Here is an 18,361-nt window from a genome sequence, read left to right on the forward strand (position 1 = left end):
CGTCTTTATGGATAAGACGGGCGCGGGAAATCTAGATAAGTAAGGAATGACAACAGAAGTGTGGGCTCAACAGCTGATAGCAGCAATACGTGCCCACGAAGCGGCTCTATTGAAACTCCTGCACGGCTTCGCCCAGATCATATACGGCAGTGCCAGGGAGAAGCGGAACCAAAATGCTAGCACCCGCTGCCGAGCGGTAGCCGCCGGCGCAATGCACCAGCACTGGCTTGTCGCGCGGGATTTCGCCGGCTCGCTCGCGCAACTCGGGTAGGGGAATCAGCAGCGTCCCCGGAAACAGGGCTTGCGCGGCCTCGGAGCGGTTGCGAATGTCCACTATCGTAAACTCCTCGGGGTGCTGCCGCACATCTTCCACATCCACCTGCAGGCTCACGGCCGGCAGAATGGGCGGGGTAAGCAGCGCGCCTTTGATGTTTGTTTCGTAGCCGATTTTGGCCGTTTTGCGAATAACGGTGTCCAGAGCAATACGCGTGTCGGCAATGAGGTAGAACGGCTCGTCGGGGCCTACTACCGAGCCCAGCCAGGTTTCAAATTTTCCCCCATCCTGCAAGTTGATGGCCGAGGGTAGGTGGCCTGCCTTGAATTGCTCCGCTGGTCGGGTATCGATAATAAGCACGCCGGGCTCCAGGGGTTCATCGGCTTGCAGGCGCGGCACACACCGCACGCTGTTTTCGAAAGAAGAAGCGCCTTGCTTGTTCAGAAGAACATCGTACCCAAAATACTTGGGCACAAAGGGTTGATCTTCCAGTAGCACCCGCACAAACTCTGGCTCCGTCATGGGCTGAAGGGCGTAGTTGGAGCGTGCCTCTTTGCCTATAGTGCTGTCTAGCTCGGTGCTGGTAGTTTTGCCGCACAGCGAGCCAGGCCCGTGAGCGGGGTAGACCTTGGTGGCGGGAGGCAGGGTCAGGAGCTTGTTGTGGAGGCTGTGGTAGAGCTGCACGGCCAGGTGTTCGCGCTGGTGGCCGCCCACGGCCTCACTTTCGCGCAGGTCGGGCCGGCCCACGTCGCCCACAAACAAGGTGTCGCCGGTGAACACGGCGCGGGTCTGACCCAAATCATCGATGAGCAGCACCGAAATGCTGTCGGGCGAGTGGCCGGGGGTACTAAGGGCATGTAGCTCCACAGTGCCCAACACGAGCCGGTCGCCATCGTCGAAATTCTGGTGGGGGTAGGCGGCTTTCGTGAGCTTGCTACAGTAGATGGTAGCGCCGGTTTCCTCTGCTATTTCCAGGTGCGAGCTAACGAAATCGGCGTGGGGGTGAGTTTCGATGACGGCCTCAATCGTAGCATCGTGCTCGTCGGCGAAATCATAGTAGGGTTGCGGGTCGCGGCTGGGGTCGATGAGCGCCACGTAGCGGCCGCACCGGATAGCGTAGCTGGCATGGGCCAGTCCTTTATCATAAAACTGCTGAATCTGAACAGACTGACTACTAGGCAGGGGACTCATGAGGGAAGCATATAGTGACTGCGGCGCCGCGCGGTAAGCTGGTCCGGACGCGGCATCGGCCGGGCCAGGCCCGCCAACGCATATTCTCAAATATAAGCAAACGCAACGTGCGCCGGGAGGTTAGGGAAAGGAAGGGTTAAAAAATTGAGGCGTAATATATTGGTCATCAATCGGATAAAAAATAAGGCGGTTATGCAATGCCGTGTAGCCCCGTAATAGAGGGCAGGGCATTTATCACAGACAACGCCATGCTCAGCCGCCGAGCCATGCATCCGCCAGAAAAGCGGCATTTACCACGGCTGGCCGGTAGTAGAATACCTGGTGAAACCGCTGCGGAAACCACGCAAAACGGCCCGCCTGTGCAAACAAGCGGGCCGTTAAAATAGAAACTAAGAGGCTACGACTAGCCGTTCGTGCTGGCCTTCATCTTGCCTTTTTTGCCTTTGCGGTCCTGCAATTTGTCTTGCATCTTGTTCATGCGCTCATCGCGCATTTGGGTGTATTTGGTGTACTGGTCGCTGGTCAGGATGCCTTTCAGCTGCTCCTCGTATTTGTCGTGGGAGGCTTTCATGTTCTGCATCATGGCCTGGCGGTCGGCGCTAGCCTGGGTGCGCATGGTTTGCCGCTCCTGCTGTTGGGCCAGGGCCAGGGATTTCACTTTCGTAGTCTGGTCGGCCGAGAGGCTGAGCTGCTTGGTGAGGCGCTGGGCTTGCTGGTCGGCACGCTGCTCGGGCGTCATGTTGCGCATGCCCTGGCCGCGCATGGGGCGCTGCATTTGTCCCATTTCATTTTGGGTAGTGGTCTGAGCCGAAGCGGCGCCCATGGTAAAGACAAAAGCAGCAAACAGAATGAGGGATTTTTTCATGGTTGAAAGCAACTATTACGTTGTTTTTGGGTGATTACTGGCCGTTGGACAGCGCCCCAAAAGCAAGGTTTAACGAGGCCGAAGAAATGTTTTAGCGCGTTGTCGCTACGCTCGCATTAACCAGATAAAAGCTATATTCGGGCCACCTGAACTGATTTCGCGGCTTTGTAAGCGCACCTTTTACACTTTTCATTCTCTTTTTCTCCCTTCTCTTCTATGGCAGATATTTTCGCCAAAAAGTCCCTCGATAAGCTGATGCACGAAGCCGACGAGGGCGAGGGCGGCGGCCTCAAGCGGACCCTAACGGCTACCAACCTCACCATGCTGGGCATCGGGGCCATCATCGGCGCCGGCATTTTCGTGCTGACGGGAACGGCCGCTGCCAACGCGGCTGGTCCGGCCATTGTCATCTCCTTTATTATTGCCGGCCTGGGCTGCCTGTTTGCGGGCTTGTGCTACGCCGAATTCGCTTCCATGATTCCGATTGCCGGCTCGGCTTACACCTACGGCTATGCCACGCTGGGTGAGTTCGTTGCCTGGATCATTGGCTGGGATTTGATCTTGGAATATCTCTTTGGTGCGGCCACCGTGGCCGTGGGCTGGAGCGGTAACCTGGTAAGCATTCTGGAAAAAGCCGGTGTGCACGTGCCCGCTGCCATTTCGCAGGCTCCTATCGCCTACGACGGCGCGCATTTCAGCACCACAGGCGCTGTTATCAACCTGCCGGCTGTGCTCCTTATCGGGGCTATGACGGTGCTACTGGTTATTGGTATTCAGGAATCGGCTCGCTTCAACAACATCATCGTGTTTGTGAAGGTGGCCATTGTACTGTTGGTTATTGCCTTCGGCTTTAAGTATGTGAATGCGGCCAACTGGAGCCCCTTTATTCCGCCCGTAGAGAATTTGCCCGGCGGTGGTTCGCGCTACGGTTGGGAAGGTATTGTGCGCGGCGCGGCCGTGGTGTTCTTTTCCTATATTGGATTCGATGCCGTGAGTACGGCTGCGCAGGAGGCTAAAAACCCGCAGCGCGACATGCCTATTGGCATGCTGCTCTCGCTGGGTATTTGCACGCTGCTTTACGTGTTGATGTCGCTGGTACTTACGGGTCTTACTTCGTACAAAAACCTGAACGTGCCCGATCCAGTGCTGGTAGCGCTGCAAGCTGCGGGTCCTTCGTTGGGCTGGCTGTATTACTTCACGGGCTTGGGCGCCATTGCCGGCTTGGCCTCGGTGGTACTGGTGATGCTCATGGGGCAGCCCCGCATCTTCTTCGCCATGTCGCGCGACGGCCTGCTACCGCCCATCTTTGGCAAAGTGCACCCCAAGTTTCAGACGCCCTACGTTACGACGATCTTCACGGGTGTTGTGTGCGCCATTGTGGCTGGTATCCTGCCCGTGGGCTTGCTAGGTGAGCTGGTAAGCATCGGTACGCTGCTGGCCTTCGTAATTGTGTGCGGCGGCATCATCGCCCTGCGCCGCCGCGACCCCAACCTGCACCGTCCGTTCCGCACGCCGTGGGTACCGCTGGTGCCCGGCATGGGTATCCTGATCTGCGGCTACATGATGTTCAACCTGCCCTGGGACACCTGGTTGCGCCTGATCATCTGGATGGCCATTGGCATCGTGATTTACTTTTTCTACGGTCGTCACAACAGCAAGCTCAACCGCGAGCGGGCCGCTGAGGCTGCCGGCAAGTAAGGTAGGAACTATAAAAAAAGCCCCGCGAACGTTGGTTCGCGGGGCTTTTTTTATAGTTAATAGACCGTCATGCTGAGCTTGCCGAAGCATCTCGCATGCTGACGTTGAATACTATCTCACAGCAGCACGGGAGATGCTTCGGCAAGCTCAGCATGACGGTCTGGCAACTCACTTCGCTGCTTCTACCTCACTTTTCAGCTTGAGGACTTGGTCGCCGTTTTCTTGGGTAATGAGGTAGGCGGGGTTGTCGGCGGTGCCATTACGGGTGATGTCGCTGCCCTTCAGCTTGCGCGTGATAGAGTCTTTGTGCACTTCTTCGATTTTGCCGGTGGCCGTGCCGGTGCCGTATTTCCAGCTGACTTTGCTGCCTTTGCGAAACATGGGGGTAGGGGTAGGATAGGTGATGGATACTTACGCATACCGATCCTGCAACGACAAAGTTGCTACGGGCACCGGTACAAGATGAGGGTAGGAATGCCTCCGACGAAACGCTGGTCAGGACAACAAAAGCCCCAATGCGTCTGCATTGGGGCTTTTTCGTTCGGTAAGTAGGCTGAGGAAAGCGCTGCGCTACTCCCGCACCAGCCGTTTCACGGTGGTGCCCTCCGCCGTGCGGATGCGCACCAGGTACACGCCTACGGGCAGGTCTATTACATCGAGGGTAGCGCTGAGCCGGCTGCTGCGGGGCTGGTGCGTCAGCTTCCGTACGGTTTGGCCTACCGTGTTCAGCACTTCTACCTGCACGGGCGCGGTCGACGTTAGGCCTGTTAGCTCCAGGGTAGTAGTGCCAGTGGTCGGGTTAGGGTAGAGGTACACAGCGGCCGTACTAGCCGTGGCATCGGGACGGTGAAAGAGCAGAGAAAACCGCGCTTTGCTAGTGCCTGCCGTGGCCCGGAATGTATAAGTAGCACTGACGCGCAGATCCTGTTGTTGGTGTAATTCGGCGTCTTCCAGCCAGACCTCAGTACCAGTGGGCAACTGGGCCAGCTCTACTGCTCGCAGCGTGTATTCGCCCGGCCGCTCTATGTGCAGGCCTAAGGGAACAGAAGCCACTTCTGCAAGATTTGCCACCGCGTTGATGGCCAAGGCCTCGGTGCCAGCCTGCGTCCAGAGCGACGGTGTGCCGCCACTGTTGAGTTGCACTTTGTAGGCATCGAATGCTGGGTCGAAGGAGGCAGTGGCAGCAGGCGTGGCATAGAGCACCGTCTCATCGGTAGGCCCGGTGCCACTATGCAGGCTCAACCGCACAAGCGGACGCGTAGGCGCTGCCGCGGCGCGGCTGCTGGCCGTAACTGCCGCGGCATCCGTGGCCGTCGTCTTGCTACGTTGGGCCGAGGTAGCGGCAACCGGCGTGAGGGTAGCGCGGGCTGCACTAGGCAGCAGCAAACTGGCGCTGCTGGTAGCCCGCACGAAGAAGCCCTGCATGGCAGCAATTGTGTTGGAGCCGCCATTCTGCCCCATACCATTCACATAGCTGCGGTAGTAGCCCGTGTAGGGGCCAGTCGGCACGTAGGTATACACCGCCTGGTCAACTCCTGCGGCGGCCGGTACCCGGTCCCAGTTGAGAGGGGCAGGGAAGGGGTTGCCCAGCAAGTGCCAGCCCGAGTTGCTGTATGGCCCGCGCGTGAGCGGGTAGCGCACGTCGCTGGTAGTGAGCGTGCCGCTGATGTCGACGGTGGTAGTAGGCAGCACCTGCACCGAGTAGCCCCGGCCGGGCACTAGGTTATCAGTAGCAGCCGGTACCTTCCAGCCCCGGTCAAAGACATCAAAGAGCGCCGAACTTATGCGGGTTTCGTCGAATTCGAACAGGGTAGGAAAGGGCATTACGGAAGTGCCTTGCGTGTTGTAGTTCGGGTTCAGCACAAATGCGGGTATATCGTCGGCAAACTCCTGCACCTTGGCCGTGCCCAGTTGCATAGGCGAGGCATAGTGCTGATAGCCGGCGCTGGTAGCATCGGCCACAAACCGCTCCATAGTGCTGCGCCCGGTTACTATGCCGCCACCCACGGGGTTTTCTACCAGAGCGGTACCCGAGGCATCGGAGAGTAGGGTCAGGTGCCCGTCGGATGCCAGGTTGCCACGAGGTAGGGCAAGCAGGTGCCGCACACCCACGGCACTTTGCAGTGCCACACCGGCCGCGTTGTCGATAAGCAGGTTGTAGAGCCGCACGGTGCTACTGCCGCCGATGGTTTGGGCGGTGGTGCCCACGCACCGCAGGGTGCCCGCGTCGGCATTCAGGGTGCCGTTGTTCACTAAATTGCCCAACAGTGCAAACGCATTAGTATGCAACGAAAGCGAAGCGCCGCTCGCAATAGTCAGGTTGAGAGCCGTGGGGGTAAGGTCGCCAGCGGCCAACGACGGATAGCGCGACAACCCGCCCGGAACCAGCACGTTGCTGCTTGCCGTGGGCACTGTGCCGCAGCTCCAGTTGCCCGCTTCAAACCAGCTGCTGCTCACCGAGCCCAACCAAGTAAGCGTCCCGGCTGGCGTGATGGTCAGATTCGCGCCGTTAGTAGTGCCAGTGGTAGCGGGCTGGCTGCCTACCACCCGAACGCGGTACCCTGTACCCGGCGCCGTGTTGGCCGGCAGCGTGGCCGCAATAGTGCTGCTGGTGGCGCTGCTGAGCGTGCCCAGGGTAACAGGATTTGCGCCAAACACACCGCTCGCATCTGAGAGCTGGGCCGTGAAAATGTTGCCTGCAGTGAAGCCCTCGGCCGTGAAGGGTACACGCAGCGTAGTACCAGCGCAGTAGCTGCTGGCCGTTAGCGTGCCAGTCTGAATACTGGCCGTAGAAGCAACAGGCTGCACAACTACTACCGTCGAGGCCGTGTCGGTGCAATCGGGGGAGGTGGAAGCCGTTAGCACATAACGGCCCGACTGCGACGGCTGCACGTTGGGAATGGTCAGCTGCGGATCTTGCCCGGTGCTAACGGTGAACGTGCTATTGTCGGGGCGGCGCACGGTCCAGGTGTAGGGGGGCGCGCCGGAAGTGGCTTGCAGTTGCAAGGTGCCGCCCGCCACCACCGGCGAATTGCTGCTGACGGCCACGGTGAGCTGCTGCCGTAGCGTGATGGTGGTGGTTTGCGGGGCTAGAACTACGGTGGCCGGCGTAGAAGGAATCAGCCGAAGGATATACCCGCCACCCGGCGGCGTGTTACGTGGTAGCGTAATAGACACGTAACCTTGCCCTTGCCCACTAAAATTGACAGTACCAACAGTAGCCGTAAATCCGCCATTGACGTTGGCAAGCTCCGCCGTAATAACGTTGCCGCTGGGGAAAGGCGCTTCCGTAACGGTAAAGCCAAAGCTAAACGGAGTGTTCAGGCAGATCGGCAGTAAGCCGCCATACCGCGAGAGGGTAAGCACAGGCTGCTGGGCTGGCAGCACCGTTACATCCTTCGAAGCCAGGTAGGTGCAGCTGCCCAGCGTTACTACAAGCGAGATATTGACTGTGCCCACCACCGTAATGTTGGGAGTGGTAGGGGCCTGATCGGTAGAGCGGAAAAAGAAGTTTGTTCCGCCGCTGACTACCCAGGAGTAAGTAGCGCCCGGAGTAGCAGCAGACAGGCGCAGCGGAATAGGGGAGCCGTAACGGATGGCGTCGGGGGCTATAATCTGCGTGACAGGCGGTTGATTAATGCTCAAACTAGATCCATTATCCTCCCCAACAACAGTTGGCTGGCTGCCTACCACCCGAATGCGGTAGCCCGTGCCAGAAGGTATACTGGCCGGCAGCGTGGCCGCAATGCTGCCGCTAGTAGCGCTGCTGAGCGTGCCAATGACTACTGGGGCAGCGCCAAACCTACCGCTGGCGTCCGAGAGCTGGGCTGTGAAGACGTTGCCCACAGTGAAACCATCGGCCGTGAAGGGTATACGCAGCGCGGAGCCCGCACACAAACTGTTGGTCAGCGTGCCGGTCTGGATGCTGGCCGTCGGAACCGCTGGCGTCACGTTGACGGTGGTGCTCAGCGTGGTAGAGCAGCCGTTCAGCGTAATGGCAACGCGGTAGGTGCCCGCATTGGCAGTAGTAGCGGCCGCAATACTTTGGTTGGGTCCCGTGGCTGCGTAGCCGTTGGGGCCAGTCCATTGGTAGGTGGCGCCGCTCACACCCGTAGCGGTAAGCGAAATAGTAGTGCCCGCCACCACGGGCGAGTTCGACCCGGCCGCCGCCACGCCTAGATTGGTAATCAGCAAGCTACCCGTTTCGCTGGTCAGGGCCGGGCTGCTGCTCACCAGCCGGATGCGGTAGGTGGCGCTGAGGGCGGTGAGGGTGGCAGGAATGGTGATGGGCAACGTGCCGGCCGCCGCCGTTGTTACCGTGGCCGAGCCGATAACCGGGCTGCTGGCCGAGAACGCGCCGCCCGCATCCGACAGCACCGCCGAGAGGGTATTGCCCGCGTTGAAGTTGGGGCCCGCGGCGGTGTAGTTGAGCGTGTAGCTGCTGCCCGCGCATAGGGGCCCGCTAAAGGCATTCAGCGTGAGCGTGGTAACAGGTGCCACAGGCTGTATCACTACCTTAACCGAAGCTGTATCGGAGCAGCCGGCCGCGTTGGTAATGCGCAGCTGGTACCTACCCGACTGCACCGGCTGGGCGTTGGCAAGCTGGGGATTCTGCTGACCGCTAAAGAAGTAGGTCCCGCTGCCATCGGCGCGCCGCACGGTCCAGGAATAAGTGTTGCCGGTAGCGCTGGGGCCGCCCTGCAACTGCAGGGTGCCGCCCGCCGTCACGGGCGAGTTGCTGCTCACCGTCACGGGAGGTAGGGCATTCACTGTCAGGCCTGTGCCGTTATCATTGCTGACTACGGAAGTGGGGGTAGAGCCCACCAGCCGAATTCGATACCCGCTGCCGGTAGCGGTGGTGCCGGGTAGGGTAACGGAAATGGAACCGTTGCCCAAGCCGCTAAAGTTCGCCGTACCAATGGCCACTGGTGTCGCAAACGAGCCACTGGCGTCCGACAATTGCGCCGTGACAACGTTGCCGCTCGGGAAGGCTATTCCCGTTACCACGAAGCTCAGGCTGCGCGGCGTAGCCAAGCACAGGTCGCCCCCAAAGGAGTTCAGCGTTAGAATGGGAATAATATTTGGCTGCACCGTTACGTCGACGAAGCTGGCGTAGCTACAGCCGCCCAGCGACACCGTGACGGAATAGCGCGCCACGCCGGGCACGGTGGCACTGGCAATGGTGGGGTTCTGCTCCGAGGAGCGGAAGCCGTTCGGACCCGTCCAGGAGTAGGTAGCACCGGGGTAAGTGGGCGCTACGCTCAGGCTGATGGCGCTGCCATTGGGCACAGTAGCCGGCCCGGCCGCCCGACTCACGGGCGACTGATTCACCTTGAGGTTCACGCCATTATCCGTCCCAAATACAGCCGGGGCTGACGCTACCACGCGCACCCGGTAGCCACTGCCGGCCGGCGTCCGAAAGGGAATGGAGTCCTGCAGCGTACCGCCGTTGGCGTTGGAGCTGATGAGCGTACCAAACAGCCGCGAATCGTTGGAGAATACTCCGCTGGCATCCGACAGTTGAAACTTAAACGTATTGTCGCTGCCAAAATCGGCCCGGTTGGTGCTGAACGGCACCTGAATAAACTGTCCGCCGCAGATAGTCGTCTGGGTTACGGTGCCCGTGGCAATAGTGGGCGGGTAGGCGTAGCTCTGCGTCGAGCAGGCCGTGCCGCCCGGCGTGGTCACGCAAATCTGTCCCGAAGTACCACCGGCGGGTGCGGCCACCGTGAGGCTGGTAGCAGTATTGCTGAGAATAGGACCGGCCGCTGTGCCGTTGAAGCTCACCGCCGTAGCCCCGCTCAGATTGGTACCCGTGATGGTAACCACCGTGCCGGCCGGGCCGCCACCGGGCGTGAAGCTGAGAATGGTAGGGCCTACGCAGGTGAAGTTGTAGACGCCCGCGTTGGTCAGCTGAATGCCCTGCTGAATAGTAGGCAGCAGCAACCGAAGCCGCAGCCCGCGCACGTTATTTTGGGGCGTGGCCAGGGTACGAGTCACCACGGTAGGCTCCGTTTGGCCGGCCGCCAGCGTCGACTGGTAAGTATCGATGGTGGTCCAGTTGGTAAGGTTGCTGGAGGCTTCGATTTGCAGGGTGTAGCTCACGGCTGCGCTGTTCACGTTGCGCAGATTCAGCTGCACCGTAGAGAAAGGTTGCGGCGCCGTGCCTAAATCTACCTGCGCGTAGTAGGTGTTGAAAAACGTGGAAGAGCTGCCCGTCACGTCGTTGTCGTTGAAAATGGCCAGCACGGCGGCGCTGGTCAAGCCGTTGCCGGTGTAGTTGGCATTCGGGAAGTTCGCGGCCAGATTGTTGGAGCTGGAGCAGCCGCTTTTCACGAAGCTGCGGTTCAGCACCTGGCTCCACTTACCGGCCGCGTCGCGCACGCGCACAAACAGGCGGTGCGGCCCGTCGAGCAGGGCGCTGGCATCGGCAATGAAGTTGAGGTTGGCCAGCTCCGGGGCGGGCGTAGCAATGGGAATGTTGATTGCCTGCCCATAGCCGGGGTCGGTGTCGAAGTAGTACTCCGCCTTATTCAGATTCGGTATGGTCGTTACAGCGGGTGCGTCCACGTAAAAAAGGCGGCTCTGGGTCAGGCTCCATTTGCCGGCCGTATCGCGCGAGCGAAAAAACAACGTGTGAAAACCCGGCGCGAGGGAGCCCAGCCCCACCGAGAAGCGCACATCCGGAGCCTCAATACCGCCATTGATGGCTACGCTGGTGGCGCGGCCATAGCCAGGGTCAGTATCTACAAAGTACTCCAACCCAGCCAAGGCCGCAGGTGGGTTGTTGGTCGTAGCGGGTTCCACGTAAAACACCTGGCGATGGGTTAGACTCCAGGCGCCGTTGGCATCGCGCGAGCGGAAGTACAAGGCGTGAAAACCCGGCGTCTGGTTCGCCAGCGGCACCGCAAAGGTCACGTCCGAGAGGGTAGTGCTGGCCGTAGAGGGTAGGGTGGCCGCCGTGGCGCGGCCGTAGCCGGGGTCTGTGTCTACAAAGTATTCTACCCGGTTAATAGCCGGCGCGGGCGGCGTGGTTACCACCGTATCTACGTACACCAGCTGGCGGTAGGTCTGGCTCCAGTTGCTACCCCCCGCCCGCGAGCGGATGAACAGGTTATGGAAGCCCGGTGTCGTCGTGCTCAGATCAACCGCAAAGTTCAGGCTGGGCAGCGTGGTGGTAGGCGTGGCCGGTAGGGTAGCGGCTGTAGCGCGGCCGTAGCCGGGGTCCGTGTCGAGGAAGTATTCCACCCGATCGAGGGGAGGCGTAGTTTGGGCGTGCAGCGGCACAACGGCCGCCACCGCCGCCACGAGCAGCACGACCAGCCCCAGCCAGCCGCGCCGCACCATGTGCAGGCAGTTCATCGGAAAAGCGCGTTAGGTAGCCCGGAGCCCCTAGTTGTTAGACCGCGTGCTGATGGTAGCATTCAGCGTGTTGCCCGACACCGTCTGGTTGTACTGGTAGATGGTGGGCACGTTTGGAATACCCGCCACGCGGTAGGGTGTCGCCCCGCCGAAGGGGCCTACGTCGGTACCGTTTTCCCCGGCGCCGCGGGCCGGATTGGTGCCCGTCCGCAGCTGGTAGGCACCATCGGTAGAGGCCGTGCCGCCCACAAACAGGCTGGTCGCACTCACGTTCTGCTGGTTGCCGTTGCCAGTGCCAAACTGCGCCCCCGCACTGATGTTATAGCTCACGGCGTTGTTGCGCAGGGTGAAAATATTCGCCGAAGTAGAAGTCAGAATATTGTTCTTAATAACGGTGTTGTTCACGTCGATACCAGCGCCATTGTTGCCTGTTGCACTACCAATAGCATTGTTGGTAATAACCGTGTTAGTCAGATTTGCATTGTTGCCTCCACCTATGCCGCCTACTATTATGTTGTTTGCTATTAGTGTGTTTGTTACGCTATTAGTGTTGAGAAAGAACGATAGATTGGAATTGATATAGTTCTGCCGTACTACAGTATTCGCAACGGAAGTATATCCTTCTGAGCCGCTATAGCCGATGTATAAAACAGAGCGTAGATAATTACGCTCCACAATCATATTACTAGCACCAACATACAAAGTAGAAGCAATAGTACACCCTGTGATACGAGAGCCAGCACTGCTACTATTGAAAGAAATAGCGCCCACTGTCGCCTCGCGCTTATCCAGCTGCAAGCCAGGGTTCTGCTCCAGAAAATAGCCCGTGCCAATGATGGTAAGCTGCTTGGTACACGTCAGGTTGCCATACGAATTATCATTTGGCTCCAGGTAGATAAAGTCTCCGCTGGCGGCGGCATCGTGGGCGGCTTGCAGGGTGGTGTAGATGTTGGTGCCCGTAATGCCGGTGTTATTCACGCGGCGAATGGTTTGGGCATGGGCGGCCAGCGTGCTCAGCACAAGTAGCACAACCAGAAGGAAAGTAGTAGGGGTAGGTTTCATACACAGAAAAGGGTAGGGGTGAAAAAAGGACAAAAGCGTAGCCAGACCAGGCCAAAACAGCTGGTTGTAAGCTCAAAAGAGGAAGAAAGAGGAGAAGAAGAGCGAGCGTTGCGCCACCTAGTATAGGAGCCGCAGCCAGCGTAGCACGAGGTTGCTTATAAGGAGCAATAGCACAGCGCCGAAGAAGCCAACCTGAGCAAACGAAAGGGTGCTGGCGCCTCTGGCATGCGTTAGCAGATAGAGAAAAGGAGGAAAAGGTTATACCATACGCCTAAGGGATTAGGGCTGCTCGTGTGATTGTGTATAAATGCTGATAATCAGCTTGCTACCAGTTGTTGATAGATGGCTGGAGGCGTAGAAGAGTAGGGCGCATCACATCAGAAGAGAAACCAAAGCGCCGCCAGCCCAGCCGGAAAGCAGCTGGTTGCCAGTATATAATTAAGTGGTCAGGAAGGAGGGTAGCGCTTCTACCGCCGCCGTCCGGCTAAGCGTCGCACGCCATACGCCGCTCCGGCAGCCAGCAGCAGCGAAGCACCTCCATCAATAGGAGCTTGCGTGGGTCCGCCAGGGGAAGGACCGCCCGAGCCAGGACCACCAGAGCCGGGTCCCTGTGCATATGCACCAAGAGCGGCGCATACTAGCAGTAGAAGGAGAGCAGCTCTTAAACCAGTGTGGCGCACGCCCGCGCCAAGAGAAATAAAACGGTGTAGCATAAGCGAGAAAAAGGGAATGAGATGAGGAGAAACAAGGCTAAAAGAGGTGCTTCAATAGGTAGGGGTGCGGTAAGTGACCTATATTCAATTCGTTATATAAAGGCAGAATTCCTCTTTTTTTAAGAAGTTCCACGCAATATTGGTCGGCGGCAATACCAATTTCCTGGTATTTCTGATCAAAGAGTCTTGCATTTTTTGAGCTTTGTTGACTATTAGTGATTAGGCGAATAGGGTAATGGAAATCTGATTGTAAAATGCTTATAAACAGCCTTATCAGTGTCGGGAAAGCTGTCCTGTAAAAAGTATATCGGCAGCTGTTTCTTTGGTTCATTGCAGTGTAGTCCGGGTGATGCTGCTATATAGCTCAGCCCATGCAACCCGTTTGGCTGGCAACGCTTCTTTGGGTAGCTTACCACTGCTCTGTTCTGCGCCCACCCCCACCCGTTTTTTTCCTCCAAACCACACTCTTTCATTCACTCTATGCACCAAAAACTACGCATGCTGGGTTTGCTCGGGCTACTGGCCACCGGCCTACCCGCCTGGGCCCAGCAACCCCTTACCTACCCGCGCAACGGCGTCTACGACCAGCGCGAGGGCCTCTACGCCTTCACCCACGCCACCGTCTACACCGACTACAAAACCAAGCTCGACGACGCCACACTCGTTATCCGCGACGGTAGGGTAGTGGCCGTGGGCAACAAAGTCGCCATTCCGCAGGGCGCGGTGGTGAAAGACCTGAAAGGCAAGTACATCTATCCGGGCTTCGTGGATATGTTTACCAGCTACGGCGTGCCCGACGTGAAAATGCCCGAGCGCCGGGGTAGGCGCGAGGCGGGGCCGCAGTTTGAGAGCCAAAAGGAGGGCGCCTACGACTGGAACCAGGCCATCCGGCCCGAAACCAACGCGGCTGAGATGTTCAAGGTGAATTCTGAGCAGGCAGATGCCTACCGTAAGCTGGGCTTCGGTGCGGTGATGACCTTGCAGCCCGACGGCATTGCCCGCGGCACCGGCTCTTTGGTGACGCTGAATACCAACCGTCGCGAAAACGAGGTGATTCTCGTGGACCGCGCCGCCACCGGCTTCTCCTTCGACAAGGGCAGCTCTACCCAGGACTACCCCGGCTCCCTTATGGGTAGCATTGCCCTGCTGCGCCAAACCTACCTCGACGCCAACTGGAACCAGCGCAACCCGCGCCGCGAGGAAAACCTGTCGCTGCAAGCCTTCAACGGCCAGCGTGGCCTGCCCGCCATCTTCGAGGCCAGCAACAAGCTGAACACCCTGCGCGCCGACCGGGTAGGCGACGAGTTTGGGGTGCAGTACATTATTAAAGGAGCCGGCGACGAATACCAACGCCTACCCGAGGTGAAGGCCACCAACGCCCCGCTGGTCCTCACCCTCAACTACCCCGATGCCTACAAGGTAGACGACGTGTACGACGCCACCCGCGTGCCCCTGGAAGACCTCAAGCACTGGGAAATGGCCCCCGCCAACGCCGCCATGCTCGCCAAAGCCGGCGTGACGTTCGCCCTATCGGCCAGTGATTTAAAGGACAAAAAGAAGTTTATGCCCAACCTCAAAAAGGCCATGCAATACGGCCTCACCGAGGAGCAGGCGCTCCAGGCCCTCACTGCCACCCCCGCCGCCTTACTCAAAGCGCAGGACCAGGTAGGCAGCCTGAAGCCCGGCATGGTGGCCAACTTCCTGGTGTGCTCCAACAAGCTGTTTGCCGACGACAACGTGATGCTCGATAACTGGGTGCAGGGCGAGCGGTACCAGCTCACGGAGCTGCCCAACGACTACCGCGGCGTGTACACGCTGCAAGTAGGTCAGCAGCCCGAGGTGAAGATGCTGGTGAGCGGCAAGCCCGAAGCGCCCCAGATGAAGGTAGTGCGCGCCGCCGCCGACACGGTGAAAGGCACCATGACCATAACCAGCGACCTGGCTACTATTGTGTACGCTGCTGCGAAAGGCAAAAATGCCGGCTCCATGCGCCTCAGTGGCTATTACACCGCCGAAGGCAACACGTTTCGCGGCGACGCCGAGCTGCCCGACGCCAGCATGGTGAAGTGGACGGCCCGCCGTCAGGAGGGCGCTACCCTAGCGGCCCGCCGCGACTCAGCGCGCACGCCCCGGCCTATGGAAATCGGACAGTTGACGTTCCCGTTTGCCTCTTATGGTCGCACCGAGGTTCCCAAGCAGGAAACCGTGCTGATTAAGAACGCCACCGTGTGGACCAGCGAAGCCGCCGGCAAACTCGAAAACACCGACGTGTTGCTGCAAAACGGCAAAATTGCCAAGGTAGGCAAGAACCTGAGCGCCCCTAGCGGCGCCCGCACCGTAGATGGCACTGGGAAGCACCTCACCCCCGGCATCATCGACGAGCACTCGCACATTGCCATTTCGCAGGGCGTGAACGAGGGCACCCAGGCCGTGACCAGCGAAGTGCGGGTAGGCGACGTGGTGGACCCCGAGGACGTGGGCCTCTACCGCGACCTGGCCGGCGGCGTGGTGGCCGCGCAGCTCCTGCACGGCTCGGCCAACCCCATCGGCGGACAGTCGGCTATTATCAAGATGCGCTGGGGCATGGATGCGAATGACCTGAAAATCAAAGATGCGCCGGGCTTCATCAAGTTTGCCCTCGGCGAAAACGTGAAGCAGAGCAACTGGGGCGAAGCCAATACCCTGCGTTTCCCCCAATCCCGCATGGGCACTGAGCAGGTGTTTGTGGATGCCTTCACCCGCGCCAAGGAATACGAAAAGGAGTGGGCTACCTATAATAAGCTGTCGAAAAGCAAGCAGGCCAAAACCGAGCCCCCGCGCCGCGACCTGGAGCTGGAGGCGCTGGTAGAAATCCTGCGCGACGACCGCCACATCACCTGCCACAGCTACGTGCAGTCGGAAATCAACATGATGATGAACGTGGCCGACCGCATGGGCTTCAAGGTGAACACCTTTACGCACATCTTGGAAGGCTATAAGGTAGCCGACAAGATGGCGGCCCGCGGCATCAACGCCGGTACCTTCTCCGACTGGTGGGCCTACAAAAACGAGGTGCGCGACGCCATTCCCTACAACGCCGCCATCATGACCAAGGTAGGCGTGAACGTGGCCATCAACTCCGACGACGCCGAGATGAGTCGCCGCCTTAACCAGGAAGCCGCCAAAACCGTGAAATACGGCGGGCTGAGCGAAGAGCAGGCTATGCGCCTCATCACCATCAACCCGGCCAAGATGCTGCACCTCGACTCGCACATGGGTAGCATCAAGGAGGGCAAGGACGCCGACGTGGTGCTCTGGAACGAGCACCCGCTGAGCGTGTACGCCAAAGCCGAGCGCACCTTCGTGGACGGCCGTCAGATGTTCAGCCTGGAAGAAGATCAGCAGCTGCGTGACCAGATGCAAAAGGAGCGCCTGCGCATCATCCAGAAAATGGTGAGTGCCCGCAAGTCCGGCGCCCCCGCCCAGGAGGTAGCCGCCCGCACCAACAGCCACTACACCTGCGACACGCTGGGCGAGGAGAAGGAAGAGGATCAGTAAACCGGTACAGAACGAAGTAGGGGCTGCTTGCAGCCGCCCGTTCGGTAGGCTGCACGATTCAGCTTGAGTGCCCGCAACCACCGCAACGACGGGCGCGTGCAACGCGCCCCTACCTCAGCAACGACAACCATCATGAAACGATATACTACATTTCTTTCCCGGCTGAAAAAAGCTAAAAGCCAACAGCTATTAGCTATCAGCTTACTAACGGCCACCGCCGCCCACGCCCAGGTGCCCATGCCAGCACCGGCCCAAAGCAAGCCCATTGTCCTCACAGGTGGCACGCTGCACGTGGGCAACGGCACGGTAGTACCCGATGCCGTGGTGGCTTTCGATAAAGGCCGTATCCTGTACGCTGGCGCACGCAGCGGCTACACGCCCGCCGCCGACGCTGAAATGGTGGATGTGAAAGGCCAAGAAATCTACCCCGGCCTAATTTTGCCCAACACTACCCTGGGCCTCACGGAAACCGAATCGGTGCGGGCGACGGTGGACGAGCGGGAGGTAGGCGAGCTGAACCCCAACGTCCGGTCCCTGATTGCCTATAACACCGACTCCGACATCCTACCCACCGTGCGTACCAACGGCGTGCTGCTGGCCCAGATTACGCCCCGCGGCGGCCTGCTCTCCGGCCAAAGCAGCGTGGTGCAGCTGGATGCCTGGAACTGGGAAGACGCCGCCGTGCGCCCCGACGAGGGCCAGCACTTGGTGTGGCCTACCTCGGCGCCGCCCCGCTTCTTTGGGGGCGCCGCCAACGACCCGCGCGCCGCTGAGCGTCGGGAGCAGGCCCGCCAGCAGCGCCTCAACGAGCTGGAGCAGTTGTTTGCTGAGGCGTCGGCCTACCGCTACCTCTCCACTGCTCACGCTACCAACTTGCGGCTGGCCTCGCTGGGCGGCCTGTTCGATGGGTCCAAAACGCTCTACATCCACGCCGATAACGGCAAAGAAATTCTGGAGGCCGTGCGCTTTGCCAAGCGCCTGGGCGTGCAGAAGGTGACGGTGGTAGGCGCCCGCGACGCCTGGATGATGCTCGACTTCCTGAAGCAGAACGACGTGGCCGTGGTGCTCTCCCGCATTCATGCCCTACCCTTACGCGACGGCGACGACTATGACCAGGCCTACAAGCTGCCTGCTACCCTGCAAAAAGCCGGCATCCGCTACTGCCTCGATTACGAAGGCAGCATGGAAACTGCCGGCTCGCGCAACCTGGCCTTCGTGGCGGGCACGGCCGCCGGCTTCGGCCTCACCAAAGAGCAGGCCCTCACCGCCGTAACGCTTAGCCCCGCCCAAATTCTGGGCCTCGACAAGGACTACGGCTCCCTGGAAACCGGCAAAAGCGCTACCCTGGTAGTGAGCCGCGGCGACCTGCTCGACATGCGCACCAACGACCTCACCCACGCTTATATCGATGGCCGTGAGTTCAACCGCGACAACAAGCAAACGTACCTGAGCAACAAGTTCGTGACCAAGTATGGGCTGAAATAGCACCCGCTATGAGCCATGAAAAGCCGCTTCTTCACCCGAAGAAGCGGCTTTTTTTAGTTATAGGAAGTAGGTTGGTAGTACCAGCTAGGTTGATAAAACAGTGCTCGAAACGCCACAAAAGAAGTATCATATTCCTATATATAATTTCGCATTACCTTTGGTAGCGTCGCTCTC

General features: G+C 59.4%; 9 protein-coding genes. 3 read left to right on the forward strand and 6 right to left on the reverse strand.

Annotated features, from left to right (window positions below):
* Nucleotides 1-106 precede the first annotated feature (106 nt).
* On the reverse strand, nucleotides 107-1,465 hold the full coding sequence (locus H8B15_RS12495; protein WP_187320028.1) for an MBL fold metallo-hydrolase: 1,359 nt from the start codon (nucleotides 1,463-1,465) through the stop codon (nucleotides 107-109).
* 403 nt (nucleotides 1,466-1,868) lie between these two features.
* Complete coding sequence (locus H8B15_RS12500; protein WP_187320029.1) at nucleotides 1,869-2,330, reverse strand: hypothetical protein; 462 nt, start codon at nucleotides 2,328-2,330, stop codon at nucleotides 1,869-1,871.
* Nucleotides 2,331-2,546: 216 nt separating this feature from the next.
* Here H8B15_RS12500 and H8B15_RS12505 point away from each other — a divergent pair, with 216 nt between their 5' ends.
* Nucleotides 2,547-4,028, forward strand: a complete 1,482-nt coding sequence (locus H8B15_RS12505; RefSeq protein WP_187320030.1) for an amino acid permease — start codon at nucleotides 2,547-2,549, stop codon at nucleotides 4,026-4,028.
* Nucleotides 4,029-4,196: 168 nt separating this feature from the next.
* Here the strand turns inward: H8B15_RS12505 and H8B15_RS12510 are convergent, their stop codons facing one another.
* From H8B15_RS12510 to H8B15_RS21395, 4 genes are all read right to left on the reverse strand, one after another.
* Nucleotides 4,197-4,409: a hypervirulence associated TUDOR domain-containing protein gene (locus tag H8B15_RS12510; protein ID WP_187320031.1), complete on the reverse strand. Its 213-nt coding sequence runs from the start codon at nucleotides 4,407-4,409 to the stop codon at nucleotides 4,197-4,199.
* A gap of 189 nt (nucleotides 4,410-4,598) precedes the next feature.
* Nucleotides 4,599-11,390, reverse strand: a complete 6,792-nt coding sequence (locus H8B15_RS12515) for a T9SS type A sorting domain-containing protein (protein WP_187320032.1) — start codon at nucleotides 11,388-11,390, stop codon at nucleotides 4,599-4,601.
* 30 nt (nucleotides 11,391-11,420) lie between these two features.
* Nucleotides 11,421-12,452: a hypothetical protein gene (locus H8B15_RS12520; RefSeq protein ID WP_187320033.1), complete on the reverse strand. Its 1,032-nt coding sequence runs from the start codon at nucleotides 12,450-12,452 to the stop codon at nucleotides 11,421-11,423.
* Between the two features lie 467 nt (nucleotides 12,453-12,919).
* Nucleotides 12,920-13,165 (reverse strand): PID-CTERM protein-sorting domain-containing protein, encoded by a 246-nt coding sequence (locus H8B15_RS21395; protein WP_425489802.1) that lies wholly within the window; start codon nucleotides 13,163-13,165, stop codon nucleotides 12,920-12,922.
* Between the two features lie 480 nt (nucleotides 13,166-13,645).
* Between H8B15_RS21395 and H8B15_RS12525 the strand changes: the two genes are divergently transcribed.
* Together H8B15_RS12525 and H8B15_RS12530 are read left to right on the forward strand one after the other, a co-directional pair.
* The gene (locus H8B15_RS12525; protein WP_246455448.1) at nucleotides 13,646-16,702 is read left to right on the forward strand and encodes an amidohydrolase family protein; all 3,057 of its coding nucleotides are present in this window, start codon (nucleotides 13,646-13,648) and stop codon (nucleotides 16,700-16,702) included.
* Between the two features lie 63 nt (nucleotides 16,703-16,765).
* Entirely contained in the window at nucleotides 16,766-18,187 is a 1,422-nt protein-coding gene (locus H8B15_RS12530; RefSeq protein ID WP_246455449.1) for an amidohydrolase family protein, read from the forward strand.
* Nucleotides 18,188-18,361 lie beyond the last annotated feature (174 nt).

Source organism: Hymenobacter citatus, from assembly GCF_014333615.1.
GTDB classification, from domain to species: Bacteria; Bacteroidota; Bacteroidia; order Cytophagales; family Hymenobacteraceae; genus Hymenobacter; species Hymenobacter citatus.